This is a genomic window from Agarivorans sp. Alg241-V36, from assembly GCF_900537085.1.
In the GTDB taxonomy this organism is placed as follows: Bacteria; Pseudomonadota; Gammaproteobacteria; order Enterobacterales; family Celerinatantimonadaceae; genus Agarivorans.
On record NZ_UNRE01000005.1, the window covers coordinates 1 to 25,233 of the forward strand.

Here is a 25,233-nt window from a genome sequence, read left to right on the forward strand (position 1 = left end):
ACGGTTAGTGCAATGGCAAAAGCCAGCTTAACAGCTAGACAGGCTCGTCGAGCAGGTACGAAAGTAGGTCATAGTGATCCGGTGTTTCTGTATGGAAGGTCCATCGCTCAACGGTTAAAAGGTACTCCGGGGATARCAGGCTGATACCGCCCAAGAGTTCATATCGACGGCGGTGTTTGGCACCTCGATGTCGGCTCATCACATCCTGGGGCTGAAGTCGGTCCCAAGGGTATGGCTGTTCGCCATTTAAAGTGGTACGCGAGCTGGGTTTAGAACGTCGTGAGACAGTTCGGTCCCTATCTGCCGTGGGCGTTTGAGAATTGAGGGGAGCTGCTCCTAGTACGAGAGGACCGGAGTGGACGAACCGCTGGTGTTTGGGTTGTTATGCCAATAGCATTGCCCAGTAGCTACGTTCGGAACTGATAACCGCTGAAAGCATCTAAGCGGGAAGCAGGCCTCGAGATTAATTCTCACTAGGACTTTAAGTCCTCTGAAGGGCCGTTGGAGACTACAACGTTGATAGGCAAGGTGTGTAAGTGCTGTGAGGCATTGAGCTAACTTGTACTAATTACCCGTGAGGCTTAACCATACAACACCTAAAGGGTGTTGCTTATAGATACCTTATTTAGAAACCATGAATACTTGTTAGTACTCATGAGATATTTTCAGCTTTTTCGAATGTTAAAGACAACAGTTTTTGCCTGGTGGCAATAGCGTTGTGGACCCACCTGACTCCATGCCGAACTCAGAAGTGAAACGCAACTGCGCCGATGATAGTGTGGGGCTTCCCCATGTGAAAGTAGGTCACTGCCAGGCTCTCATACTAAGCCCTCGTCATATGACGAGGGCTTTTTTATTGCCTGCGGATTATCACCTCACTAACAAACCACTTTCGTCACTTATCCTTTATTCAACATCTATTCTCAACCCTCAATTAAGGCCTGCAGGTCTAGGCTCGATGGCTCTAATTCTCGCTTTCAAGCTTCTTTTCATACGATTCTGTTTGTTGTTTATTTTTCGCTATATAGAAATCACTAAGTGATCTGATTTTAGATTAATCATTTTTAGTATTGCTACAGGTAATGGAAGTAGATCTTTGTAGAGTGATGTTTTACTTAGATTTTTGGTGACAGAACTGAACTGCGCCGACTGAAATAGTCTGCTGGAGAGAGGCAAGGCTTGCCATAAAGCTTTTTATTAAAGGCAGTTTTTATCCGGTTTTGGGTAAATTGTGCCGACAAATCGACTAAAAAACAACTTTAGCCCGGGTTAAGACTTTTGTCGGCAGGCTTAAACTAAAATTTAGATATTTTTATATAAACATTATAAACAACTGGTTTTGTTTAATTTATTGGCATTTAATTTGCTTTATTGGCATGGCTCAGCCAAATGCGGCAAAAACGACGGATTGTTGTCGGTTGGGTAGAAATTTTGTCAGGTAGATTATCGTAAGGATATGTTTCTACTGACGTTAGTGGCATTTGCTTTGCTATTTGTTACCTAGGGCTTTCTTAGGTGGCTAATTACAATAAACGAGATAAAAAAGCTCGGGCCTAGGTTAAAGCAAGTGGAGAGAGAACGGTAAACGGAAACTAACGTAAGTAGGAATAGACCAATGATTACCAGAGTATTGATGCTGTGCAGCGTGTTGTTGCTATCAGCATGTTCGTCGATTGTAGATGGTGTGGAAGAAGTTGCGGATAACGTACAAGAACGTGAAGATCGCAATCAACGCCAAGTAACTGTGAGTACCGATAGCCGCTCACCAATCCCCGACGATCCTTTTTATGCGCCTATTGAGCCGAGTCCTGCGGCTGACCAAGTGATTGTGACTGGCTCTATGTTTAATGCCAATACCTCGCGTAGTCTGTATAGCTATACCCCGCCTTTCTCTCTTGGGGATACCATCACCGTTCTATTAGAAGAAGAAGCTACCGCGACTAAATCGGCTAGCTCAAACCTGGGTAAAGAGAATAGTTATAAACTCGAACCGATTACTGTGCCAGGTGGAAACCTAACCATTAACGGACAAGTTGTTGAGCTTGAAATGAAGCAAAAGCAAGATTTTGATGGCTCATCTGATGCCGACCAACGCCATAGGTTATCGGGCAGAATCACGGTCTCGGTGGTTGATATCCTGAACAACGGCAATTTGGTGGTACGTGGTGAAAAGTGGTTGGTTATCAACAATGGTAAAGAATACATGCGCTTTACCGGTATTGTGCGGCCATTAGATGTTGGCGAAGACAACTCAATTGGTTCTTTTCAGGTCGCTGATGCTCGCATCGAATTTAGCGGTACCGGTGATCACGCTGATGTACAAACACAGGGGTGGCTGTCGTCGTTCCTAGGTGGAAGTATGTGGCCACTATAGGACGCTAACGATGTCTAAGTTTTTTAGAATATGTACTTGTGTGGTGATGTTAGCGGGAAGTGTCTTACCAAGTTATGCCATTTGGTTAGAGGGTGAAGGCCAAGCTAAAATCATCGACGGTCAAGTTGACCAAGCTCGCCAGCAAGCAATTCAAGATGCCTTATTAACCCTTATGTATCGCGGTGGTGCCAGTGTTAAATCACTGCAAGTGGTAAAATCAGGGGTGCTGGAAACCGATGAGCTAACGGTGCGAACTAATGGTGAAGTGTATGACATGAAGCTGTTGGTTGAAACCATCATAGATGACCAAATGACGGTTAAAGTGGCGGCTGACATATTTCCTTTAAATACCTGTGAAAAAGACAGTTATGCCAAAACCTTGTTCGTTGGCCCCTTTCAATTGCAAAAGCGAGAACACGCCCAACTTGGTGGGGTTTATCGAACGCCCGAAGAGGTTTCCCAGCGTTTATTCCACCGCTTTAAATCAAAGAGCAAACGGGTTGATGCTCGGCACTTAATGACACGCCAAATTGCCTTTGATGGGCGCTATGCCAATGACATTGAGCCGCAGATGCTTAAAGTTGCGCGTAGCTTATCCCAGCAATACGACGTGCAATACATTTTGTTTGGCAAAATTAACGATATGTCGAGTTACAACGAAACTAGCACCAACCTGCTCGGTATCAGAAGCTCCGTTAAGTTGCGCAACTATCAAGTAAAGCTCTACGTTATTGACGGCATTAATGGCGAGACTATTCTGCGTAAAAGTTACGGCTCTAACCGCGAATGGCCTTTCGATGTGACGATGAAGCTGGACGTAACTGGCGAAACATTTTGGTCTTCAGAATATGGAAAATTGATTGATTCCTACATCGATCAATCGGTTAGTGACGTTGAAGACGCTTTGTACTGCCGCCAAAGTTTAGCAACGGTGGTGGGGCTTTATAACGGACAGGTGGTAATTAACATCGGTCAGACAAATGGGGTGCGTAAAGGCGACAAGTTTGAACTGGTTAGGCAGCAATATTTAATGCACTTAGATGGCGGGCTTCGTGGTCCGATATTTAACGCAGACCAAACCCAATTAAAGGTAGTGTCGGTTCAATCTGACCGCGCGGTATTAGCAACAGAGCGCTACTCCGATATGGCTAACATACAAATTCGCGACGTATTAGTGGCGGTGACTAATGATCCATTCGCTATCGATGAAAACACTCAATAATTAGCAGCAAAGGAGAAGAATATGACAACTTCTTATAGTAACACTCCACTTGCAACCAACAGCTTGGATTATAAACCCAACTTGATTGAAGTGAATAAGCAACAGCCCAGTGAAGTAAAATCGGAAAGTAGTTTTACTCAAAAACTACAAGATGCTTTAAGCCCAAATAGCGATAAGCAACCAAGTATTGAAACGCTGGCGACAAATGCTAGTACTGACGATAAATCCGAGGGTACGGTAGATGTAGGCATTATGGACGTTGCCCCCGCTGCAATGAACATAGGCATGGGCTTAGCCTCTGGCAACCCAGTGGCGGCAGGCCTAGCCGGTACCGATTTATTGCAAAGTGTATTGCGTGCCGATATTGAAAATCAATTTACTGAGTTAGGCCAAGGTATTGCTGCTGCGTTAGTCGCAGGCATGTCGGGAGATCCAAGTGCTACGCAGGTTCTGCCAACTGCAGCTGAACTTGCTGAACAAGCAGCTTTAGCCAGTGCAGATATTGTTGCTGAAGGAAGCCAACAAGTTGCCGCTGCAAGCCAAAATGGTAGTGCCGCAACCGGTGTTAGCCAAGAGGGCAAGAGTGTGCCAACTAAAGGGGCTATTCCTAAGGCAATCCTCGATGCCGAAAATGCCCCCAAAAATGATGAACTACTAAAGCAAAATAAGGCAACTACGTAAGATAGCTAAGTAACTTGAGCGCTTTGCTTAAGTTACTTGTTTCACCTCTACAATATCCAACAGACTTGGTAAAATTTTCACTTTCTTTACATAAGCCTAATATAATTGTGATTATATAATGCGTAGAATATATACAGCGCTAAAAAGTAGATGTAAGGGATTATATGAAGGCGATAGTCGCGGTATTACTTAGCACCATTTTGCTGGCTTGTGGCGGAGGCGGTTCGGGTGGGGAGGATGATAGCGCAAGATATACGGTAAGTGGCGTAGCTAATGTACTTACCAATACGGTGGTCGACAGCGACGTGAATGACCCCAATGCACTTTATGTCTCTAATAATTCTTATTCAAGGGCTCAAGTAATACCCCCTATCGCAGTGGTTAGCGGCTATTTAGCGAGCCATTTTACTGGTGTTAGCGGTGATAGATTCGCAAACCTAAATGACTCTGAAGATATATATCGTGTCAATTTGGAGTCTGGGCAGACTTTATTTTTAGAAATCGCAGATTGGGCCGGAATTCAATCCGACAACGATTTCGACTTAGCGTTGATTAAAGTTGATACGGAAGAAGAAGTGATAAGTTCCGTTGGTGACCGCAAAACAGAGCTTATAACGGTTGAAGAAACTGGTAGTTACTATATAAAAGTTTATGCATATTCGGGGGGGACTCAAGTTAGGTCCAATGGTGCTTATACTTTACGCCTCATAGACCAAAACCAGCAGAATTTACCTGAGAGCTCTAATCTAAGTACCCAGCACGAATTTGTGATTGATGAAATAGTTATTCAACATAGTCAGCCACAATTCAGAGCCACCAGTGAATCTGATTACGGGCTATCCCCTATCGTGAACGGTCCAGGTATGAGTCTGTACCGTGTTGAAGAAAGTACTGCTGTAGCATTGGCGGCGAATCTTAATACATCTAAAACGGTAAACTCAAATTCAACAGCAGAGTATAAGGCTAAAAAGCAAACGTTACTCAAAATTAAAGAAATGAAGTATCGCTTAGGTAACGATGTAGTTACGCCAAACTACTTGTATCAAGCCAGTGCGCTTTCTAACGACCCATTTGTAGAACGACAATGGCACTATGAACAAATTGGGTTAAGCGCTGCTTGGCAAGCCATGCAGGGGCAATCGATTAGTGATGTAGTGGTAGCTGTGCTTGATACTGGGATATTCCAAAGTCATCCAGATTTGAATGCCCAGCTGACCAATGACGGCATGGATTTTATTTCTAGCACTGAGATCTCTTTAGATGGCGATGGAATTGACAGCGACCCGGAAGACCCAGGTGATAAAAGTAACCCCAATGGTAGTTCTTCCTGGCATGGAACTCACGTTGCGGGCACTGTTGCTGCTCAAACCAATAACTCAGTGGGTGTCGCGGGTGTAGCACCGGATGCCAAGATTATGAATTTGCGAGTATTAGGTTTTGGTGGTGGTACTACTTTTGATATTAGCCAAGCGGTGCTATACGCTGCTAGTTTAAGTAATTCGTCTGGTAGTTTACCAAATAGAGCCGCAGATATTATTAATATGAGCCTAGGCTCTAGTTTTAATGACTCAGTGTTTAATAGCGCAGTCCAAAGCGCTATTAACCAAGGAATTATTGTTGTTGCTGCTGCCGGTAACGAGAGTACATCAAAACCTACTTACCCTGCCGCTTTTGACAACGTGATTGGTGTCAGTGCTGTAGATGCACGAAAACAACTCACCAGTTACTCTAACTACGGCGACTATATTGATATAGCGGCACCTGGTGGTAATAGCAGCGTCGACTTAAATGGCGATGGTTATGGTGATGGTGTTTACAGCACCTATGTTAACGAAAATGGCAGTAGTTTAAGCGCCAGCTATCAAAATCTAAATGGCACCAGTATGGCTGCGCCTCATGTTGCAGGTGGCGTAGCATTGATGAAGCAGATTAACCCGCAGCTGAATACCGCAAGCTTTTTAGCCTTACTGGCAAACGGCAAGTTAAGTGATGACATTGGTAGCAGTGGTAGAGATTCTTCTTTTGGCTATGGCTTGTTTAACGCTGAAAAAGCAGTGCAAAGCCAGTTAGATGAGATTGACCCAGATCGCAGCTATTTGAGTTTAAACATTAGCCAAATCAGCTTAAGTGCATTGGAAAGTGAAGCAAGTTTTACCATTCAATCAATTGGTCCGAATGCGCTTACCGTTACTCGAGTAGAAGAACAAGCGGCTTGGTTAACAGTAGATTCTAGCGCGACTGATGGTAGCGGTTTAGGGGCCTATACTGTTGAGGTTAATCGCGATGGTTTAAGTGACGGTAACTACAGCGCTGATATTACTATTACTGGTTCAGACAGCTCGCAACATATTGTGGCGGTGTCTATGGTGGTGTCTACTCAACAGGCCAGTGATAACGGACTTGTCTATATATTGCTGTTAGACAGTGAAACCGGTGAACAGAAGTATATCCAGTCATCTTCAATGAGCAATGGCGTATTTAACTTCAACTTCTCTCAAGTTTCGACAGGAAGTTACCATTTGTACGTTACTACCGACCTTGATAACGACGATATTATTTGTGATGAAGGCGAATTGTGTGGAGCCTATCCGGTGCGAAATAACATTACTCCGGTAGAGGTAAGTGCCAACGTAAATGGTTTAAGTTTAAGTGTTGAACCTATTGTCACAGAAGACTTTAGTAACTTGGCTTTACCGCTTAGTTTCTCTAAAAAATAACATTTCTACATTTATCACCGCTAATATCCTAAAATCATTAGGGTATTGGCGGTGTAAATATAACTGCGATTCTTGTCATACAATTTAGATAATTGATAAGCTAGTTGTGAAATTTTGTTTCATAATATGGCTTTAACAAGGCTAACTTGCATAAAGTCAGATCCAGCTCAATTACTTGAAAACTAAAGCTTAGGCTAGTATTGGTTAACAACCTGCAGCAAGGCATAATGAATTTGAAAGCGCTGTCTTGAGCAAGTGTAGAATAAGTAGTTAGGGACCGAATTAAGGGGTATGAATGCTGGAGTTAGGTTGTTTACGTTTATCCCAAGATAAATTAGCGGCATTAATTGAGATTACACCTCAAGAGTCGCACGTAAGTGTAAGCGATGTGAAAGCCTTAATTCTGCGTTCAGACTTTGGCGATTACTTAGTGGATGAAGAAGCCATTGATGACGCGGTTGCCAAGTTTGCTGAATTGCGAGAATCACCAGATCTGATTGAACAATGGGGACAAACTTTTGTTAAGTTAGCCAACATTCGTAATGCCGAAGTGACCATCGATGTTGCCGAAGACAAAATGGTGGCGCGCGCTACCATTACTGCAGCTTATGGTGGTAATCCCATTTCACAAGGGGATTTAGTGAGTGCCATGCAAGAGGCTGGTGTGTTATTTGGTTTGCAAAAGCAACGTGCTTTGGCCCTGTTAACCGCTGCAAAACAAGCCAATCCCGGAGTGAAAATTAAAAAAGTTGTTGCACTTGGTCGTCAATCTGTCGACGGAGAAGACAGCCGCTTCGAGCGTTTTGTTGCAACCCCTAAAGAGCGTTTGCTTAAACCTAAAGAAACCGAAGATGGTCGAGTGGACATGCGCGACTTAGGTAATTTAGAGACAGTTGAGCCAGACGTAGAGCTAATGCGTCGACACCCGCATACTCACGGTCAGGCAGGTAAAAATGTTTGTGGCGAAGAGTTGCCTTTTAAGCAAGGGCACGAAATTCCTTTCACTGTAGGCGAAGGCACAAAAATTGCCGTTGATGATGCAAACTTATTGTTGGCTGATAGAACCGGCTTACCGCTCGAAATAGAAAATGGCATGAAAGTCGACGATGTCTTATCGATTAAGAGTGTCGACGTTAGCTATGGGCACGTTGATTTTGCCGGTAGTGTGCTAATTACCGGCAATGTTGGCGACGGCATGAAAGTAAAAGCTTCTGGTGATGTGCACATTAATGGCTTTGTTGAGTCGGCCAATATTACCGCCGGTGGAGATGTGGTTGTTGGCAAAGGGGTTATTGGCCATCGCTTGATGGAAGGTGACGAAAACTACTCGTGCACCATTAATGCGAAAGGCGAACTACACGCTACTTTTGTTCAGTACTCACATATTGATGCAGGTAAAGATGTCACCATTACCAGCCAATTGCTGCACAGTAAAATAGAATCCGACGGCAAAGTGACTGTAAGTGATGCCAGTGGTCTTCGTGGCACCTTGGTGGGCGGAACCATTGATGCTGGCGGAGAAATTACCGCTGTGGTACTTGGTGCAACTGCAGGTACTGCTACACAAATTACTATTTCGGGTGACTTTGACGATATTCAAGAAGAGCGTCGCAGCTTAAACAACATCAAGCACACCTTGCACGATAAGCTAAGTAAAGTGTTAGATGCTCAGATGAAATTGGGCTCAACCAAGCAAGAAGATCGCGAAGAGGGCATGGCTGACAAGCTTTCAGCAACTTTGCATCATACTCGCCAAGAGTTGGTGCAAATAGACTTTGCCTTGGACTACAACCAGCAGATGGAAGATCAGTTCTTTTCTAATGCAAGGCTTACGGTTAAGAAAGAGCTTCATCCCAATGTTCGCTTAGATATTGTTGGCCACAAGCTGTTTACCAATCGCGAATATGGCCCCACAGAAACTAAATACGAAGGCGGGAAAATTACCTTCACGCCTTTAACACCAGGAAAAAAATAGTTGCTCTTTTTCCTTTTAACGGCTTAAGTAAGGTTAATCCAACAAAAGGGAAATAGCATGAATTGGCAACATCAGCCTAGGCAATCTTTAGGCTTCTTTCCCACTCCTGTTCACTCATTAAGCAACCTGTCTGCGCATCTTGCCGGTCCGAAAATCTATATAAAACGCGATGACTTGAGCGGTCTAGCCTTGGGCGGCAACAAGGTGCGTAAGCTGGAGTATTTGTTGGGGGACGCGCTGCAGCAAAAAGCCGACTGCATCATTACCGCAGGCGCAGCTCAATCTAATCATTGCCGCCAAACGGCGGCTGCCGCGGCTAAGCTTAATTTACCTTGCTATCTGTTGTTGGGTGGCAGCGCACCAGAATTAGCTCAAGGCAATGTGCTGTTAGACAAGTTGTTTGGGGCAAGCATTATTTGGGCGGGTCAGCAGCGTAAAGGCGAAGGCATTGACGAGCTAGCGCAGCAACTCAAGCAGAAAGGTATGCAACCATATGTTGTTCCCTACGGAGGCTCTGACGCCATTGGCTGCTTAGGTTTTACCGCCGCGCTACATGAGTTGCAGCAGCAAATTGAAGGCTTGGATGAAATCGTGTTTGCCTCCAGCTCAGGCGCAACCCACGCTGGCTTAATGTTGGCAAAGGCCGAGCTCGGTTTAGAACTAAGTTTGCGTGGCATAAATATCGACAAGGCAAACCATAAGCAGCAAACCTTTAATCAAAGCATTGTAGACCTAGCCAATAGCGCTGCTAAGCAATTTGCCTTGGATAAGAGTTTTACGGCTGATGAGGTTTGTTTGGATGACAACTACCTCGGTGAAGGATACGGCATCATTGGTGATGCAGAGCGCGAAGCAATTATGCTACTGGCTGAAACCGAAGGCATTTTGTTAGATCCGGTTTATACGGCTAAAGCTATGGCGGGCTTAATTGCTAGAGTGCGTCAAGGTGCTTATAGCTCGGATCAAAAACTGTTGTTTTGGCACACCGGTGGAACACCTGCATTATTTGCTTATGCTAACGATTTGTTATCGTAATTCTGATTAATCTAAATATAGAGATAGGAGAGTAAGTGATGGAATCGGCTATTCATACTTTAAGTGATTTATTCGCCCAACTAGGTTTAGATCCTTCTATTAATGCCATCGCAGAGTTTGTGGCAGAACATGCGCCAATACCGGGTGAAGTGCCATTGCATCAAGCTGACTTCTGGACGCCAACTCAGTCAGCTTTTTTACTGGAAGCCGTAGAGCAAGATGCAGATTGGGCAGAGCTTGTAGACCAACTGGATGTCATGCTGCGCTAGCAATTATTGGCATTGTGGAGAAATGGTTTTTAAAAAGGCGATTTTTGGACAGCTAAGCCAAGATCCAATCTGCCTTCTTACTGGAAGCCGTAGAGCAGGATGCTGATTGGGCAGAGCTTGTAGACCAACTGGATGTCATGCTGCGTTAGCAATTATTGGCATTGGAACAATAGTTTCTAAAAAGGCTATTTCTGGACAGCTAAGCCAAGATCCAGTCTGCTTTTTTACTGGAAGCTGTAGAACAGGATGCGGATCGGGCGGAGCGTGTCGATCAACTAGGCGTAATATTGCACTAGTGTTCAGCCGTGCTCTTTGTGTTTTTCTAGGCAGCGTAAAGCCAGCGCTAGGGTGGCGGTAAAATCACACGCAAGTGTATTACTGGCGGTGGCCTTACAAGAGCCACTCACAAAATGAACCTGTTGCTTGGGCCGTTTATTGGCAGGTGGCTCTACAAATTGCGGTTTTATTTTAACGGATTGATTCAAACTTGCCCCTTTAAGTGCTTAATTAATTATCGCTACCATAGTGCTCTATGGCGTATTTAATCATTGCTGCACTGCTATCTAATTCCAGCTTTCTACGAATCTTTAAAGTATGTGTTTCTACGGTTCGAATGCTTATCGACAGGCTATCGGCGATTTTCTTATTGCCACAACCGGTGGCTAATAAACGTAATACCTGTTGTTCGCGTTTGGTTAAACTGGCCTTGCTCGCGCTTGGTTCGTTATCAAACAATAGCTTAGACACGCCAGCGCTAATGTAGCGCCCGCCGTTGGCAATCGCCTCTAGGGCGCTAATGAGCTCACTCGAAGCAATGTCTTTGAGCAAGTAACCTTTAGCGCCATTGCGCATGGCATTTTGTACGTACTCTTTATTGTCGTGCATGCTTAGCATAACGACCTTGCTAGTGGGGCTTTGCTCAGCCAGTGCTTCTAATAGCTGAATGCCGTTTAACTTAGGCATATTGATGTCGGTTAATACAATGTCGGGGTTTAGTTGCTGCGCCATGGTAAGCGCTTGCTCTCCGTCGGCGGCGGTACCTACTACGGAAAAGCTCGGGTTAGCTTCTAAGCGCATCTTGAGGCCGTCTTGTACCAAGGGGTGATCGTCTACCAATAAAATTGAGGTCATACCGTTTGCTCTTGAATCGCATTGGGGATGGTTTTCTCTACTTCATGTAGTGGCACTTTTATGGTGATCAGCGTCCCTTCTCCTAATTTGCTATCTACATCTACTTGGCCGTCGATGTGGGCAATACGTTCAAAGATGTTTCGTAAACCTAAACCGCTGCTGGCCAGCTCAGGCCGTCGGGTAAGCTCTTTAATCGAGTGGCGTCGCACCTTTTTACCCATTACAAAACCAGTGCCATTATCCCTAATCTTCATCACCAACAATCTGGCTTGCTGGCTTAGCACTATGTCTACCGTATCTGCTTGCGCGTGTTTCTCTACATTTTGTAATGCTTCTTGAGTAATTCGATAGAAGGTTGTTTCTACAGTAGATGGTAGGTTTAGATTATCAATGTCGCACTCTAAAAACACATCTATTCCTGTACGGTGTTCAAATTCTTGGCAAAAACCTCCCAATGCGGCGGCTAAACCTAAGTCGTCCAATACGCTGGGGCGTAGGTCTTTTGAAATACGGCGTATCTCACCAATTGCCTCGTTAATGGTGTGTAACCCTTGGTTGAGACTGTCGCTCACCGAACTAGGGGTGCTGTTGCATTCTGTGGCGCTTTCTAAGCGATACTTAATGGATACTAACAGCTGATTAATACCGTCATGTAGCTCGCGAGATACCCGTTGGCGTTCTTGTTCTTGTGAATCAATAATCCGCTGGGTGAGTTCTTTGAGTTTCTTATCCGCCAGCTTATGCTCTGAAATGTTTAACGATGCCCCCAAAAAGGCAATTAAAATCCCTGAAATGGTGGTGATAATAAATAGCCAAATAAAGGTGCGATTAATGTTGTCTTGAGTTTGCGCTTCAAGCTTGGCCAGCTCTACATCTACATCATCTAAGTACACCCCAGTGCCAAACATCCATTGCCATTTATCTAGCATCACTACGTAACCCAGTTTTTTAGTGCGCTTTCCGGTGCTGGGTTTTTCCCACAAATAGTTACTAAAACCGCCGCCGGCTTTAGCTTGTGCGATTAAATCTTGAATAAGGTAAGTGCCTTCAGAGTCTTTGAAGTCCCATAAGTTCTCGCCCACTAATTCAGGCTGAATCGGGTGAACCAAGTTAACGCCTTTAAGAGTGTAGGCAAAAAAGTAGCCGTCTTCGGCAAACCGTAAACGATTGAGCAATTCTCTTACCTGTTGCTTGGCTTGCTCATCATCGGCAGATGCGGGTTCGTAAATATCTCGAATGCTGGCAAAAGCTTGGTCAATGTGGTTTTGCAGCTCTAGGGTTTTACTGCGCATGATGTTTTCTTTAATTAGCGCTAATTGCTGCTCGGTGAGAATGGACGATTGCTTAAAAACCAAGGTGGCAATTAATGCGGTAACACAAAGCAAAGGAACAATAGATAACAGGATAATTTTGAACTTGAGGGACCACATCTCGTGACGGCCTAACAAAGAGAATGTTAACTATATGTTAATCTATGCGATTTTTCAAAAATAGTGATCTAGCTCTCGCTTCTACCAAAGTCTAGCCTGTACGTGATCTTACGTAGAAAAAAACCGTGTATTGCCGGATAGGTTTTATTGTAACAACTCGCTAACATTAGAGGTGACCATTAAGCAGTTGGTTTACATTTAAAACATCTAACCAACAATGGAACTTACAACGAAAGGGAGAACAACATGCTTAAGTCCCTCTGCAGTAAAACCCTGCTGGCTTCTGCAATTATTGCGTTTAGTTCGGCTGCCGTATCTGCCGATAAAGTATACAAACTAAAACTCGCTGAAACCTGGGGCCCTAACTTCCCAGTATTTGGTGATGCAGTGAAAAACATGGTGAAAATGGCCGACGAAATGTCTAACGGTCGTTTAAAGATCCGCGTTGACTCTTCAAACAAACACAAAGCACCTTTTGGGGTATTCGACTTAGTGAAAAGTGGCCAGTATGACCTAGGCCATACCGCGTCTTATTACTACAAAGGTAAGGTGCCAAACACTCTTTACTTCACTACCATGCCTTTTGGTATGAATGCACCAGAGCAACACGCCTGGCTGCAGTATGGTGGCGGACAAGATTTAATGAATCAAGTTTACGCTGACCATAACCTAGTGCCTTTCCCTGGCGGTAACACTGGGGTGCAAATGGGCGGTTGGTTCCGTAAAGAAATTAACTCTGTTGAAGACTTACAGAATCTGAAAATGCGTATTCCGGGTTTTGCGGGAGAAGTATTGGCTAAGCTAGGTGCTACGCCAGTGAATATTCCACCGGGTGAGTTATATACCGCCTTAGAGCGTAATACCATTGACGCGTTAGAGTGGGTGGGGCCTTCTTTAGATTTACGTATGGGCTTTCACAAAATTGCACCCTACTACTACATGGGTTGGCATGAGCCAGCAACCGAGTTGATGTTTATTGCGAACAAGAAAAAACTCGAAAAAATGCCAGAAGACTTACAAGCAATCCTAGCGGTTGCAATGCGTAAAGCAGCTTACGACATGTTTATTCATTCTTACGCTGAAAGCGCTAAAAACTGGCAAACCATGTTGCAAGAATACCCGAATATTCAGGTTAAAACTTTCCCTGCCGAAGTTATCAAAGCACTTAAAAGCGCTAATGATGACTTGTTAAAAGAGAAAGCTGCAGCAGACCCAATGGCCGCTAAGATCATTGAGTCACAACAGCAATATATGAAACAAGTTCGTGCCTACACTGCAATTTCAGAACAAGGTTACTTAAACAGTACTGAAGGTTTGTAGTAGAGAATGGAGCTGCAGCTTGGCTGTGGCTCCATCAGCTAAACCAAAAAAGCAACGGTATTGCTTGGGAGGCTAGGGATGTTGCGTTTGCAACGAGCGGTAGATGGATTTTCCAAAGGTATAGCAGGCCTCACCGCGGTGTTAATGCTGCTAATGTTAGTGAACATTTTTTATGACGTAGTGATGCGTTACTTTTTTCGCTCCAGTTCTATTGGTATGCAAGAGTTAGAATGGCACTTGTTTGCTGCCATGTTTCTATTAGGAATTGCGTCTACGTTGCAGGCCGAAGGCCACGTGCGGGTAGACATTATCTACGACAAGTTGTCGGCGCGAAAACGAGCCTGGATAGACAGCTTGGGAGTGGTGTTCTTCTTATTTCCTTTTTGTGGCTTGATTGCTTGGTATGGTTATGACTTTGCCTTGGAATCTTACAACTTAGGAGAAACCAGCGGCGATCCAGGTGGGTTACCTTATCGCTGGATAATTAAATCAATGATTCCAATTTCGGCGATATGCCTTGCCATTAGTGGCCTTGGAATGCTTCTCAAAAACCTCATTCAGCTGCGAAATAACGCCTAGCTCATAACAAGAAAAGGAAGTTGTCATGATTGGGATCGTCATGTTTTTCGTGGCCTTGCTAATGCTGCTCACTGGATTTCCAGTAGCCTTTATATTTGGCGGTGTTGCACTAGTATTTGGTGTGTTTGCCGAAGGTATCGATCTGTTTGCTTTTATGCCTTACCGCATCATGAGCATTATGCAAAACTCGGTATTAATGGCCGTGCCATTGTTCATTTTCATGGGCATTGTATTGCAGAAAACCCGCCTTGCTGAACAGCTGCTCGAAGCCATGGGCCAACTATTTGGTCGAGTACGCGGTGGCTTAGCGGTATCCACTATTTTGGTGGGAGCCCTGCTTGCAGCGTCTACCGGTGTGGTGGGTGCATCGGTTGTGGCAATGGGCGTGATCTCCTTGCCGGTAATGCTTAAGTACAAATACGATAAGCGCTTAGCTACTGGGGTAATTTGTGCCTCTGGTACGCTTGGGCAAATCATTCCACCGTCTATCATCTTGATCATTCTTGGTGATGTAATGGGAGTGCCAGTAGGAGACTTATTTAAAGCGGCCTTATTACCAGGCGCTGTGCTGGTGGGGGCTTTTATTCTCTATGTACTCGGTTATTCTTTTTTTAAACCTGAGTCTGCGCCTGCTTTACCTAAAGATGAAGCTGCAGGCCATGGCGTGCAACCGTGCTGGAATGCCTTTAAAGCCATTGCTCCGCCCTTAGCGCTAATGATTGCAGTACTTGGTTCGATTTTCTACGGTATTGCAACACCGACAGAATCCTCTGCTATTGGTGGCATTGGTGCCATTCTTTTATCGATTATTTATCGTCAGTTTTCGTGGAAAATTATCTACGAAGCGGCCATAGAAACGGTGAAAGTTACCTCCATGGTATTTGCCATCTTCATTGGTGCAACTGCCTTCTCTATGGTGTTCTCTTACACCGGTGGGGAAGAGGTGATTGAAGAGGTGATGACTAGCCTACCCGGCGAGAAATGGGGCTTCTTAATCTTAACCATGATTGTGATTTTGATTTTGGGCTTCTTTATCGACTTCGTAGAAATCTCCTTTATTGTGGTGCCAATGTTGTACCCGGTAGCTGAGATCTTGGGCATCGATTTAACCTGGTTTGCGATTCTTATTGCGATGAATCTACAAACTTCGTTCCTCACACCGCCCTTTGGCTTTAGTCTGTTCTATTTGAAAGGTGTCGCCCCGCCCGAGGTGCAAACTACCGATATCTACAAAGGTGTAATGCCCTTTATTATGCTGCAGATATTGGTATTAGCGTCGATATTGGTGTTCCCAGAGTTTTATGGCTTTGGTATGTAAATGCCATAGTTATAGATAGTAAAAAGCCGCCCTCTTGGGCGGCTTTTTTTATATTTATTAGTCAGGTAGTTAAAACGATGTTCGCTTGTAGTGGCGATACTCAGGTTTCCAGAAGCTGGCTTCAATGGTTTGCATTAGTACTTCGTCGGTGGTGTTTACCGCTAAGCCTTGCTGCATGGCTGTTTTGGCTACTGCATAAGCGATGTGCTTGCTAACTAGCTGAATTTCTTCAAGCGGTGGCAGTAAAGCGCCTTCGCCATCGTTGGCCAGTGGCGAGCACTCGGCTAAGGCGCGACTGCTAGCAATGAGCATTTCATCACTCACTCTGGTGGCTTGACAGGCCAATACGCCTAAACCAATGCCGGGGAAAATATAGCTGTTGTTACACTGGGCGATAGGGAAGGTATCTTCGCCTAACTTCACTGGCGAGAATGGACTGCCAGTGGCTACCAAGGCTTCGCCATTAGTCCAACGGAGGATGTCTTCAGGCAAGGCTTCAACCCGGCTGGTGGGATTGGAAAGCGGCAATACGATAGGCTTCTTGCAGTGCTGATGCATGCCTTCGATTACTTGCTGGGTAAACACGCCTGGCGCGCCTGATACACCAATAAGTACCGTAGGCTTGGCATGCTCCACTACATCTAACAGCGACAAAGCATCGCTATTAAGCCCCCATTTTTGTTGAATATCGGCCGATTGCGCTAAGGCTTGTTGGAAGTCTAGCAGGTTGGGCATGTTATCTTGCAGTAAGCCCCAGCGGTCAACCATAAAAATTTGGCTGCGCGCTTGTGCTTCGCTTATACCCTCTTCCACCATGGCTCGAACAATCGCTTCGGCAATGCCGCAACCTGCTGAGCCGGAGCCAACAAAGGTAACACGCTGCTCAGCTAAGCTTGAGCCAGCGGCCTTACAAGCGGCCAATAAAGAGCCTACGGTTACAGCTGCTGTACCTTGGATGTCATCATTAAAACAACAGAATTGATCTTTGTAACGTTGTAATAAGGGCATGGCATTTTTCTGGGCAAAATCTTCAAATTGAATAAGCGCATCTGGCCAGCGCACTTTTACCGCTTGCATGAATAACTCAACAAACTCGCTGTATTCTTCGCCGCTAATCCGTTGATGACGCCAGCCCATATACATCGGATCGTTGAGCAGCTGTTGGTTGTCGGTGCCTACATCCAACACAATAGGCAAAGTATAAGCTGGGCTAATGCCGCCACACGCGGTGTAGAGTGACAACTTACCAATGGGAATGCCCATGCCGCCAATACCTTGGTCGCCCAAGCCGAGGATCCGCTCACCGTCAGTCACTACAATAATTTTTACATTGTGGCGAGTGGCGTTGTTTAGCAGCTCATCGATACGATGGCGATTAGGGTAAGAGATGAATAAACCTCGTGAGCGGCGGTAGATATTAGAAAACTGTTCACAGGCCGCACCTACGGTCGGTGTGTAGATAATCGGCATCATTTCACTGATGTGATCTTCTACCAAGCGGTAAAACAAGGTCTCGTTAGTATCTTGAATATTGCGCAGGTAAATGTGGCGGTCTAAATCATTAGTAAAGCTTTGATACTGTAGGTAGGCACGTTCGGTTTGTTCGTCGATGCTTTCTATAGTTTCTGGCAGCAAGCCTTCTAAGTTGAAGAAAATACGCTCCTCTTGATCAAAGGCGCTGCCTTTGTTTAATAAAGGGGTCTCAAGTAAAGCGGGGCCTGCGTAAGGAATATAGAGCGGGCGTTTTTTATCATCCATGGTAAAGCTCATCTGCTGCGGCTAAGAAGCTGTATTTTTTCACAGATTTGGGCTTAGGTCATGAACTATACCAAAGGAATGTAGATAGATTGTTGAATTATGGAGGTTTAGAAATAGGCCAGCCGGCACCGCTAAAAGATAGGAGGGGCGTAACGCCTAACAGTTGAGGTATTACCGCCCGGGCATCTAGAAGCGACAACCGACTTACCTTAACTATAATTGAGTTTGCCGCTTTTGCGAGATATATGTTGTGAAAATGTTAACTGGGTGTTGCTTGTTCGGCTAAGTGCATGAATTTTCGACACCGAGCAACAGGATTTGCTATAGCCATACTCGCCTTGTTGGTTTTAAGTGAGCAACTAGCGCGCTAGTTGCTCACTTAACTTATAACTCGGTTAGCTCTAAGTGTAAGTAGCCAACAAGTAATTCGGCAAAGCCTTGGTAAAAGCCGCCCTTGCTAACCTTGCGTAATGCATCAAGCCACTGCGGCAACCAAGCCAGCAGGTGCTGATTAATAAAATCAGCTTGCTGCTGCGCAGGAGCTTCGCGCAAGATTAAATTGCCAAGGTAATCAAGCTGAATAGCAAGATGATCCGCCGGCTCATTAAACTTAGGGTCAACTTGCAGGCCTTGGCTTACCAGTAATGCACGCATTTTTTCATGCGACTCTTGGAACATAAGCTTGTTGGCCGACAGGTAAACCGAGGCATAAGGCGGCGCGCCTACTTTGCTGTCACTTAAAAACTGTTGGCAAAAATCAGCAGCCAGTTCTAGCTCTGGATGCTGATAAACGCTGAGCTTAGCTAGGCTGTTGTTAATCATCGATACTGCAGAACTGAGTTCTGGCGTATCGGCTAAGTGTTCTAATAGCTCGGCACCTTCGCCTTCGCGATAAGCCGCCAATTGTTGTTTATCCAGCTCTTTAGTAAATACCGTAGCAAACCACCAATAGATGCTGGCGCGGATTTCATTTTCTTCGCTAATGCTAGCGCTTGCTGTCATTTACGACATCTCCTTAGGGCCGCCAAAGGAGCTAACCGCCGGGACTTTGCCAGTAAATTTCTCATACTCTACCAAACAGGTATTGGCGCTGGTGGCCTGCGCTAGCTGGGAACTGCCAATATCCATGGTAAGGGTATTAGGATCGCCATAGGTATCGAGTGCGCCAATGGTTTCATCCACCGGACCATACCAGGCACCTTCTTGCAAGCGAGCAACGCCTTTGGCGTAATCTTTAGATACCACTGCACCAGCCAGTAGTTGGCCGCGCTTATTAAATACGCGAACTAAGTCACCGTCTTTAATGCCACGCTTCTTGGCGTCTTCTGGATTAATGTATAAGGGCTCTCTGCCTTGCACAGCATAGGTAGCGCGAAATTCTTCCGAGTCACACATTTGTGAGTGCAGGCGCTTGTCGGGGTGACAAGACTGCAGCCAAATTGGAAACTCTTCAGAGCCTGGACCGCCGTGTGAGCGTTCGGCTTTTTCAAACCACATTGGATGGCCTTGGCAGTCATCGTAGCCGTAACGATCGATTTTGCGGCTAAAGATTTCAATAAACCCTGAAGGAGTGCCCAAGGCGTTGATTTCGGGATCTTCTCTAAAGTCAGCTTGGCGGGTCCAGTTTTCACCTTTACCAAAGTCTACCCAGCCCTCTTTCCAGAAGGTCATAAAGTCGGGCATTTCAAACTTGGCTTTGTTGGCTGCGGCGCACTCATCGTAAAGTTGCTTCACCCATTCCATTTCAGATTTGCCTTGGGTGTACTCTTTACTTTTGCCAAAGCGCTGAGTAAGCAGGGTGAAAATCTCAAAATCGGTTTTTGATTGATACAGTGGGTCTACTAGCTTGTGCATGGCAATAATGCCGCGGTTGCTGTAAGAACCATATAAATCAATATCGTTACGCTCCCACTGGGTACAGGCTGGTAGCACGATGTCAGAGAAGCGGCAACTGGCTGTCCAGGTAAAGTCGATCGACACTACCGTTTCTAGCTTCTGGAAGGCCTTCTTCATGCGGTTGCGATCTTGGTGGTGATGCCAAGGGTTACAGCCAGAGAACACCATCATCTTAATGTCAGGTAGGGTGATTTTGGCGCCGTTGGAATTAATCACTTTACCCGGCTCCATAATCGCATCAATCCAACGCGCTACCGGAATCGTGCTGCTGTAACCTTTAAAGTCTTGGTTCATATGAACCCGCTCGTTAGGTTTGTCAGGGTTACGCGGGAATGCACCCGGCGCGGCGGCACCGGTAGAAGGAACACCAATAGAACTGTAATGGTGGGCATAAGACACCCCACCGCCAGGTAAGCCTATTTGACCTAACATGGCAGCAACGACTGCGCCCATCCAATAGGGTTGTTCGCCGTGTTGCTGGCGCTGAATACACCAACCAAAAATAATCTGAGTACGGTCGCTGGCCAGCAAGCGAGCAAACTCGCGGATCTCTTCTGCCGGTACGCCACAAATGGCTTCGGCCCATTCTGGAGTTTTTTCTACTTTGTCTTTAGATTCGCCAGTGACATAGGGAATGAATTCCTCAAAGCCTAAGGCGTAAGTATTGAGAAACTCTTTATCGTAAAGTTCTTCTTTATAAAGGGTGTGGGCAATCGCTAGCATGAATGGCACGTCGGCCTGCGGATTTACATAGCGCTGCTCACAGTCTAAGTATTTTTGGGTTTTAGTGCGCACAGGGTCAACACTAATCACCCTAATTTGCTTGTTAGCAACTTTGTCTTTGAGCTGCTCTAAGTACTCGAAAGATTCGTGAGTTTCACAAGCCCAGCCTACTTGTAGATTCTTCATTAAATCGGTGGCCCAAAGCACCACGGTTTTACTGTTATCAAGAATCAGTGGCCAAGAGGTGCCTTGCGCGTATACCTCAGTGGTACCAAGCACATAAGGCATAATGGTTTGCCCAGCACCGGTAGAGTAATCGCCGACTTTGTTTACCGAGAAGCCATGCATGGCAACCGCACGTTGCATGTGGTTACCACAAGAGTGTACTTGGCCAGTTTGGCGCCAGCCAGTTTGGCCAGCATGCAGCGCCCAAGGCCCGTAGTCTTTTTGTACACGCTCTAGCTCTTGATAGAACAAGTCGAGGGCTTCATCCCAAGTCACTCGAATAAAGCGGTTATCACCGCGCTGCGAGGTATCGCTTTTATTGCGTTTTAGGTACCAATCGTAGCGCACCATTGGGTAACGAATGCGTGAAGGGCTGTAAATAATTCCCTTAATGCCTTTGAGCATTTCGGTAGGGTATTTATCTGCTTCAAATGGTTTTATCTCTTGCACTTTGCCAGCGTATACGCGGGCGCGAAATGCACCCCAATGCGAGCCCGAAACTTTCCAGCTTCCGGCTGTTTCTGCAGCGGCAGCATCATTTGAGACTGCCAATAAACTTGGGCCGATCAAAGTACTAGCGCTGGTGGCTAAAATGCCTTTGAGAAAACCGCGACGAGTAATTGCCATGTTAATCTCCTTGTTAGTGGCCAGCGTCAGAAAAATCTGAAGAATGTAATTGTAGGTATTTTAATACCAGCGCTTGGGTATCACCGTCTAAATTCACAAACGACAACATCCCGTTAAACATACCTGGCCAGGTATTGGTGTCGAAGTGATTTTCGGCTGGCTGGGTATGACAAACACTACAGGCCGTATCGTAAGTGGTTTTAGCAAATTGCCAGAGGGTTTCGCGTGAATCGGTGAGTGAGCCATTGCGCATCCACAGTTCTACTGAAACTTTTTGCCAAGGCAAACCGGTTAGGTCGTCCTCTTTGGTTTCGCCTTTCTGGAAGATGCTATCGTTTTGCGCCACTTCTTTGGTTAAGAAGCCGTCGTTGATGTTCATGGCAAAGTCTTCAAACAGTACTCGGCCAAAACCTTTAGTTTTACGCCAGCCGTCTATTTCTACTTTTATCGCATCGCCGTTCACTTCGATAATTTTCACCGCTGTGGCTGCATTAAGCTGGCCTGCTTCTTCATTAAGCTCTTGGCTGGTGAACATCGGCAGTTGGCGAACGCTGTAGTAGGTTTCTCCCTGTTTGTAACCTGAGGTGGACATTTCTTCGAGCTTAGCTAAGGTGCCTTCGCCAGAATTCATGTTTTCAGGCAGCTCGTGAGCAATGCCTTTGTGGCAATCAATGCAGCTTTGGTCGCGCTCGGCGGCCATTTTCATTTGCACTTGGGCGCGCTCAGACATGGAGTCAAAGTCCATGCTGTTGTAGTTATGGCAGTTTTTACATTCTAAGGAGTTGTTGGCAGTGAAGCGGTCCCATTCGTGCTGGGCTAGTTCACCACGTTTTGCTAAGAATTTTTCACGAGTATTAATGGTGCCAAATATTGCGCCGTATACTTCTTTAGAGGCCTGCATTTTACGGGCGATTTTGTCTGTCCAATTATGGGGGACGTGACAATCTGGGCAGGTGGCCCGCACTCCAGAGTTGTTTTTCCAGTGAACTGTTTCTTGTAGTTCTACATAGACATTGTCGGCCATTTCGTGACAGCCAATACAGAATTCTTCGGTATTGGTGACTTCTAGAGCGGTATTAAAGCCGCCCCAGAAAATGATACCGGCAACAAATCCGCCAATAGTCAAAAAACCAAAGCTTAAATGTACGCTTGGTTTGCTCACTATTGACCAAAATTTCTTCAGCATATTTTTCATGGTGGTGTCTCACATTGCTGCGAATTGTTTAGTAATAAAAAGAAAGGGCAGAGCGATTAACCGTGTCCCGGTGGGCCCATCATTATCTGGAGCATCCAAACAATAAAGCCATAACCGCCTACGGTGACCACTGCCAAAATGGGAAACAGCACAACAGCGATAAATAGAAATACTTTCCACTCATCCATTTTACTGGGGCTCGGTTCCACCACATTATTCTTAGACATGCAAAAGCACTCCTACATTAATGTTATGTATATAAATTTAACTTAGTCTTGATATGTAGTTTTGACCAGTTTCACCGATGTTTTTTGTGATTATAGGTGTCACTTAGTCGCAGCAAATTAGTAGCGTTTTTTGATCGCCGCTGGCATTGCTGATAGTTGCTGGTTTGCAAGGGCGCGTAGTATACCCACTAAAGGAGTAGGGTCAAACATTTCTAACTGGTTTAGTGCGTATCCAATTGCTTCTATGGTGGATAGGCCTTTATCTATCGATGTTTTACGTATTTTATATTGGCCGTGTGGGGCGCGGTCGAAATGAAATTGTTCTAAATCTTGTAACCAAGGATTGAGGTGCCACAGCTTTTTGGCTTTTCGCCAAGTGCCATCAAGTAGCAAAATGGTGGGGAAAGAATCTGCAACTACAGAAGCCGCATTTTTACTGGTTGCTCTGTGCTCTATAGCTTGGCTGGTTTCGCTGGGGTAAATCAGTAAAAATTGATCTGGATTTAGCTCAACTTGCTGCTTTAGCTCGGCAAAATCCTCCTCCGTTTCACCCACCATAATTTGGGCATTGCCGAGGGCTAAACAAGCAAGGTGGGCAGTGCCTTTGGCATGTTGTTGTTCGCTGGGGTGCTGCAAAACAATCACTGGGTGAGAATGTGTGCAATGGGGAATGTCTGCGCACAAACAGTGGCTTTGAGGGCGCAAGCAGCGCGGGCAACGAACTCGACTCATTGTTCTCTTAGATAAATAAAGGCGCAGCAATTATAAGCTAATGTTTGGGGCTGTTGAACTTTCGAGCTTATTTTTGCAGTAGTTTGTGGCTTATTTATATTAGGCAAAGGTTTTAATCTGCAGTTAGCCTGCATCAGAACTAGGGTAATTCACAATACTCTGCTTGTTGTTGCAATAGCCAAGTGCGAATGTCTTCTGGGCAATGATTAGACAAGTGTAAGTAGGTAGGCAGCTCTGCCACCAAATCTGGCCAAGCTTTAAGTTGTCCTTCTGCGAGGCGAGACTCAACACTTATTTGCGGCAAAATTGCCCAGCCTAAGGCGGCTTCTAGCGCGTCGAGCAATAAAGTTTCTCCAATAAACAAGTTGCTTTGCTGGGGCTCGCGAATATCAAACAGCTTTAAGTGGCCATCAAAGCGTTGCTGATGATTAACCAACTTGGGGTGAGCGACCTTGATTAACTTAGCCGGGCGCCAATTAAGCACTTGGGTGTCTTTTTGTTGGCTTTGAGCTGAGAAGCTAAAGTGAACCTGTTGTTGGCTATTGCCGCTAAAGTGCAGATCCAGTAAAGGATCAAAACGCTGCAATTGATTGGCTAGCAAGGTAAGCCAAGGGCTAGGAAACCACGACTGATAGCTAATACTCAGCTTAAGGCTTTTTCCCAATTGTAGATGGCGACAATGGCGTTGTAACTCCTGGTAGCGACTAACGATGAGTTCTGCTTGTTCAATTAGCGCAAGCCCAGCCGAACTGAGTGGAAAGGGCGCGGCATGTTGATTGAACAAGCAGCAAGCAAGTTGCTTTTCTAGTTGGTCAATTCGCTGTATTACCTGCCTTTCTGTGCACTTAAGCTGCTCGGCACATTTTATTACGTTGCCATGTTTAGCGAGGCATACAAAGGCTTCTAAGGCGGCTTGTTTAGCTGGTTCATCCATCGTAGGCACTCAAACTCAACAGGTTTAAACATTGCGCTACTTGACTGTCGTGCTGGCTGTTTAACCAGAGTATTTCAATTTCTAGTTTGGTGGGCGAGAAATAGTTACTTAGGTGCAACTCAATTAAGCTGCCATTGCGAAAGCTCGACTCCAGCCAGTGGCGTGGTGCAATTGCCCAGCCCATTCCTAGTACTAAGAGGTCGTGTAGCATTTCTCGGTGGCTCAATTGCCAGCAGTTTACCCGGTTTAGTTGCAGCTCTAGCGGCAGATGGTTTAAACACAGTTGGCGGTGGCGCTGTAATTGTTCGGCGCTTAGTTGCTGGTGTTTACTTAAGCTATGGCGCGCCGCGCAGGCCAGCGCTAAGCTCAAATTACAATAGCGGCGAGAATGGGTTTTTGGTGGTTTATTTTGTTGGGCAACCCGTAGGGCAATGTCAATATTGCCGTTAACTAATTGCTGTTGCAGTTGGTTACTGCTTAGTTGCACCAGTTTCAGCTGTTGCAGCGACAGCTCGCTAATAAAACGTGGGTAGCATTGCAGAAGGCTTTGACTAGGGACAAACTCATCCAAACCAATAACAATTTGTTGCGGCTGGGGTTTAACTACTGGGCTTTGTAGAAAGTTATCCAGTTGTAGTTGTAGCTGTTTAGCGCGTTGGTAAAGCTGCTGACCTTGCTCATTGAGGCGGCTATAGTCTGGGTCGAATAGCCTGCAGTTTAGTGATTGCTCTAAGTCCGCAAAGATTTTCCTTCTGCTACTAGGGCTGGTCACCTCGGGGTAATGGTGGCGTTGCTCATAGGCTTTAACAAACCTACTGAGCAAGCCAATATCCGCTTGCTGCATTCTCTTTGGCCATGCTGATTA

At 45.5% G+C, this 25,233-nt stretch carries 22 protein-coding genes and 2 rRNA genes; 13 read left to right on the top strand and 11 right to left on the bottom strand.

Annotated elements, in window-relative coordinates; all coding sequences use genetic code 11:
• From G6R11_RS12010 to G6R11_RS21895, 10 genes are all read left to right on the top strand, one after another.
• Positions 1-589: ribosomal RNA gene (locus G6R11_RS12010) — 23S ribosomal RNA — on the top strand; the annotation flags it as partial.
• A 111-nt stretch (positions 590-700) separates the two neighbouring features.
• Positions 701-816: ribosomal RNA gene (rrf, locus tag G6R11_RS12015) — 5S ribosomal RNA — on the top strand.
• A 799-nt stretch (positions 817-1,615) separates the two neighbouring features.
• Positions 1,616-2,374: a flagellar basal body L-ring protein FlgH gene (locus G6R11_RS12020; RefSeq protein WP_163133327.1), complete on the top strand. Its 759-nt coding sequence runs from the start codon at positions 1,616-1,618 to the stop codon at positions 2,372-2,374.
• A 10-nt stretch (positions 2,375-2,384) separates the two neighbouring features.
• On the top strand, positions 2,385-3,596 hold the full coding sequence (locus tag G6R11_RS12025; protein ID WP_240352460.1) for a flagellar assembly protein T N-terminal domain-containing protein: 1,212 nt from the start codon (positions 2,385-2,387) through the stop codon (positions 3,594-3,596).
• Between the two features lie 21 nt (positions 3,597-3,617).
• Positions 3,618-4,277, top strand: a complete 660-nt coding sequence (locus G6R11_RS12030; protein WP_163133328.1) for a hypothetical protein — start codon at positions 3,618-3,620, stop codon at positions 4,275-4,277.
• A 164-nt stretch (positions 4,278-4,441) separates the two neighbouring features.
• Positions 4,442-6,994 carry a S8 family peptidase gene (locus G6R11_RS12035; protein ID WP_163133329.1) on the top strand — a complete coding sequence of 851 codons (2,553 nt, stop codon included), beginning with the start codon at positions 4,442-4,444 and terminating at the stop codon, positions 6,992-6,994.
• Between the two features lie 295 nt (positions 6,995-7,289).
• A complete protein-coding gene (locus tag G6R11_RS12040; protein ID WP_163133330.1) occupies positions 7,290-8,969 on the top strand; it encodes a DUF342 domain-containing protein in 1,680 nt (559 codons plus the stop codon).
• Between the two features lie 57 nt (positions 8,970-9,026).
• Entirely contained in the window at positions 9,027-10,004 is a 978-nt protein-coding gene (locus G6R11_RS12045) for a D-cysteine desulfhydrase family protein (RefSeq protein ID WP_163133331.1), read from the top strand.
• Positions 10,005-10,042: 38 nt separating this feature from the next.
• On the top strand, positions 10,043-10,273 hold the full coding sequence (locus G6R11_RS21890; protein WP_163133687.1) for a DUF2789 domain-containing protein: 231 nt from the start codon (positions 10,043-10,045) through the stop codon (positions 10,271-10,273).
• A 62-nt stretch (positions 10,274-10,335) separates the two neighbouring features.
• A complete protein-coding gene (locus G6R11_RS21895; protein WP_255494616.1) occupies positions 10,336-10,422 on the top strand; it encodes a DUF2789 family protein in 87 nt (28 codons plus the stop codon).
• A gap of 150 nt (positions 10,423-10,572) precedes the next feature.
• Here the strand turns inward: G6R11_RS21895 and G6R11_RS12065 are convergent, their stop codons facing one another.
• The 3 genes from G6R11_RS12065 to G6R11_RS12075 are packed head-to-tail and all read right to left on the bottom strand — an operon-like array spanning position 10,573 to position 12,834.
• A complete protein-coding gene (locus G6R11_RS12065; protein ID WP_163133332.1) occupies positions 10,573-10,758 on the bottom strand; it encodes a hypothetical protein in 186 nt (61 codons plus the stop codon).
• Positions 10,759-10,780: 22 nt separating this feature from the next.
• Positions 10,781-11,404, bottom strand: coding sequence for a response regulator transcription factor (locus G6R11_RS12070; protein ID WP_163133333.1), 624 nt, complete (start codon positions 11,402-11,404; stop codon positions 10,781-10,783).
• Entirely contained in the window at positions 11,401-12,834 is a 1,434-nt protein-coding gene (locus G6R11_RS12075) for a cache domain-containing protein (protein ID WP_163133334.1), read from the bottom strand. Before G6R11_RS12075 ends, G6R11_RS12070 begins: the two co-directional genes overlap by 4 nt.
• A gap of 246 nt (positions 12,835-13,080) precedes the next feature.
• Here G6R11_RS12075 and G6R11_RS12080 point away from each other — a divergent pair, with 246 nt between their 5' ends.
• The 3 genes from G6R11_RS12080 (at position 13,081) to G6R11_RS12090 (ending at position 16,051) form a co-directional block, all read left to right on the top strand.
• On the top strand, positions 13,081-14,154 hold the full coding sequence (locus G6R11_RS12080) for a TRAP transporter substrate-binding protein (protein WP_163133335.1): 1,074 nt from the start codon (positions 13,081-13,083) through the stop codon (positions 14,152-14,154).
• Positions 14,155-14,232: 78 nt separating this feature from the next.
• On the top strand, positions 14,233-14,733 hold the full coding sequence (locus tag G6R11_RS12085; RefSeq protein WP_163133336.1) for a TRAP transporter small permease subunit: 501 nt from the start codon (positions 14,233-14,235) through the stop codon (positions 14,731-14,733).
• 25 nt (positions 14,734-14,758) lie between these two features.
• Complete coding sequence (locus tag G6R11_RS12090) at positions 14,759-16,051, top strand: TRAP transporter large permease subunit (protein WP_163133337.1); 1,293 nt, start codon at positions 14,759-14,761, stop codon at positions 16,049-16,051.
• A gap of 69 nt (positions 16,052-16,120) precedes the next feature.
• Here the strand turns inward: G6R11_RS12090 and G6R11_RS12095 are convergent, their stop codons facing one another.
• From G6R11_RS12095 to G6R11_RS12130, 8 genes are all read right to left on the bottom strand, one after another.
• The gene (locus G6R11_RS12095) at positions 16,121-17,809 is read right to left on the bottom strand and encodes an NAD-dependent malic enzyme (RefSeq protein ID WP_163133338.1); all 1,689 of its coding nucleotides are present in this window, start codon (positions 17,807-17,809) and stop codon (positions 16,121-16,123) included.
• 384 nt (positions 17,810-18,193) lie between these two features.
• The gene (gene torD, locus G6R11_RS12100) at positions 18,194-18,811 is read right to left on the bottom strand and encodes a molecular chaperone TorD (RefSeq protein WP_163133339.1); all 618 of its coding nucleotides are present in this window, start codon (positions 18,809-18,811) and stop codon (positions 18,194-18,196) included.
• Positions 18,812-21,280, bottom strand: a complete 2,469-nt coding sequence (gene torA / locus G6R11_RS12105) for a trimethylamine-N-oxide reductase TorA (RefSeq protein WP_163133340.1) — start codon at positions 21,278-21,280, stop codon at positions 18,812-18,814.
• Between the two features lie 13 nt (positions 21,281-21,293).
• Positions 21,294-22,475 carry a pentaheme c-type cytochrome TorC gene (torC, locus tag G6R11_RS12110; RefSeq protein WP_163133341.1) on the bottom strand — a complete coding sequence of 394 codons (1,182 nt, stop codon included), beginning with the start codon at positions 22,473-22,475 and terminating at the stop codon, positions 21,294-21,296.
• Positions 22,476-22,531: 56 nt separating this feature from the next.
• Positions 22,532-22,702: a periplasmic nitrate reductase, NapE protein gene (locus G6R11_RS12115; RefSeq protein WP_163133342.1), complete on the bottom strand. Its 171-nt coding sequence runs from the start codon at positions 22,700-22,702 to the stop codon at positions 22,532-22,534.
• Between the two features lie 117 nt (positions 22,703-22,819).
• Positions 22,820-23,434 carry a tRNA-uridine aminocarboxypropyltransferase gene (locus G6R11_RS12120; RefSeq protein WP_163133343.1) on the bottom strand — a complete coding sequence of 205 codons (615 nt, stop codon included), beginning with the start codon at positions 23,432-23,434 and terminating at the stop codon, positions 22,820-22,822.
• Between the two features lie 139 nt (positions 23,435-23,573).
• On the bottom strand, positions 23,574-24,368 hold the full coding sequence (locus G6R11_RS12125) for a LysR family transcriptional regulator (protein ID WP_163133344.1): 795 nt from the start codon (positions 24,366-24,368) through the stop codon (positions 23,574-23,576).
• On the bottom strand, positions 24,361-25,212 hold the full coding sequence (locus G6R11_RS12130) for a LysR family transcriptional regulator (protein WP_163133345.1): 852 nt from the start codon (positions 25,210-25,212) through the stop codon (positions 24,361-24,363). The genes G6R11_RS12125 and G6R11_RS12130 overlap by 8 nt, the downstream gene beginning before the upstream one ends.
• Positions 25,213-25,233: the final 21 nt, after the last annotated feature.

Coding starts and splice junctions, on each gene's coding strand:
- G6R11_RS12020 (WP_163133327.1), top strand. CDS start 1,616: ATGATTACCAGAGTATTGATGCTGTGCAGCGTGTTGTTGCTATCAGCA.
- G6R11_RS12025 (WP_240352460.1), top strand. CDS start 2,385: ATGTCTAAGTTTTTTAGAATATGTACTTGTGTGGTGATGTTAGCGGGA.
- G6R11_RS12030 (WP_163133328.1), top strand. CDS start 3,618: ATGACAACTTCTTATAGTAACACTCCACTTGCAACCAACAGCTTGGAT.
- G6R11_RS12035 (WP_163133329.1), top strand. CDS start 4,442: ATGAAGGCGATAGTCGCGGTATTACTTAGCACCATTTTGCTGGCTTGT.
- G6R11_RS12040 (WP_163133330.1), top strand. CDS start 7,290: ATGCTGGAGTTAGGTTGTTTACGTTTATCCCAAGATAAATTAGCGGCA.
- G6R11_RS12045 (WP_163133331.1), top strand. CDS start 9,027: ATGAATTGGCAACATCAGCCTAGGCAATCTTTAGGCTTCTTTCCCACT.
- G6R11_RS21890 (WP_163133687.1), top strand. CDS start 10,043: ATGGAATCGGCTATTCATACTTTAAGTGATTTATTCGCCCAACTAGGT.
- G6R11_RS12070 (WP_163133333.1), bottom strand. CDS start 11,404: ATGACCTCAATTTTATTGGTAGACGATCACCCCTTGGTACAAGACGGC.
- G6R11_RS12075 (WP_163133334.1), bottom strand. CDS start 12,834: ATGTGGTCCCTCAAGTTCAAAATTATCCTGTTATCTATTGTTCCTTTG.
- G6R11_RS12080 (WP_163133335.1), top strand. CDS start 13,081: ATGCTTAAGTCCCTCTGCAGTAAAACCCTGCTGGCTTCTGCAATTATT.
- G6R11_RS12085 (WP_163133336.1), top strand. CDS start 14,233: ATGTTGCGTTTGCAACGAGCGGTAGATGGATTTTCCAAAGGTATAGCA.
- G6R11_RS12090 (WP_163133337.1), top strand. CDS start 14,759: ATGATTGGGATCGTCATGTTTTTCGTGGCCTTGCTAATGCTGCTCACT.
- G6R11_RS12095 (WP_163133338.1), bottom strand. CDS start 17,809: ATGGATGATAAAAAACGCCCGCTCTATATTCCTTACGCAGGCCCCGCT.
- torD (WP_163133339.1), bottom strand. CDS start 18,811: ATGACAGCAAGCGCTAGCATTAGCGAAGAAAATGAAATCCGCGCCAGC.
- torA (WP_163133340.1), bottom strand. CDS start 21,280: ATGGCAATTACTCGTCGCGGTTTTCTCAAAGGCATTTTAGCCACCAGC.
- torC (WP_163133341.1), bottom strand. CDS start 22,475: ATGAAAAATATGCTGAAGAAATTTTGGTCAATAGTGAGCAAACCAAGC.
- G6R11_RS12115 (WP_163133342.1), bottom strand. CDS start 22,702: ATGTCTAAGAATAATGTGGTGGAACCGAGCCCCAGTAAAATGGATGAG.
- G6R11_RS12120 (WP_163133343.1), bottom strand. CDS start 23,434: ATGAGTCGAGTTCGTTGCCCGCGCTGCTTGCGCCCTCAAAGCCACTGT.
- G6R11_RS12125 (WP_163133344.1), bottom strand. CDS start 24,368: ATGGATGAACCAGCTAAACAAGCCGCCTTAGAAGCCTTTGTATGCCTC.
- G6R11_RS12130 (WP_163133345.1), bottom strand. CDS start 25,212: ATGCAGCAAGCGGATATTGGCTTGCTCAGTAGGTTTGTTAAAGCCTAT.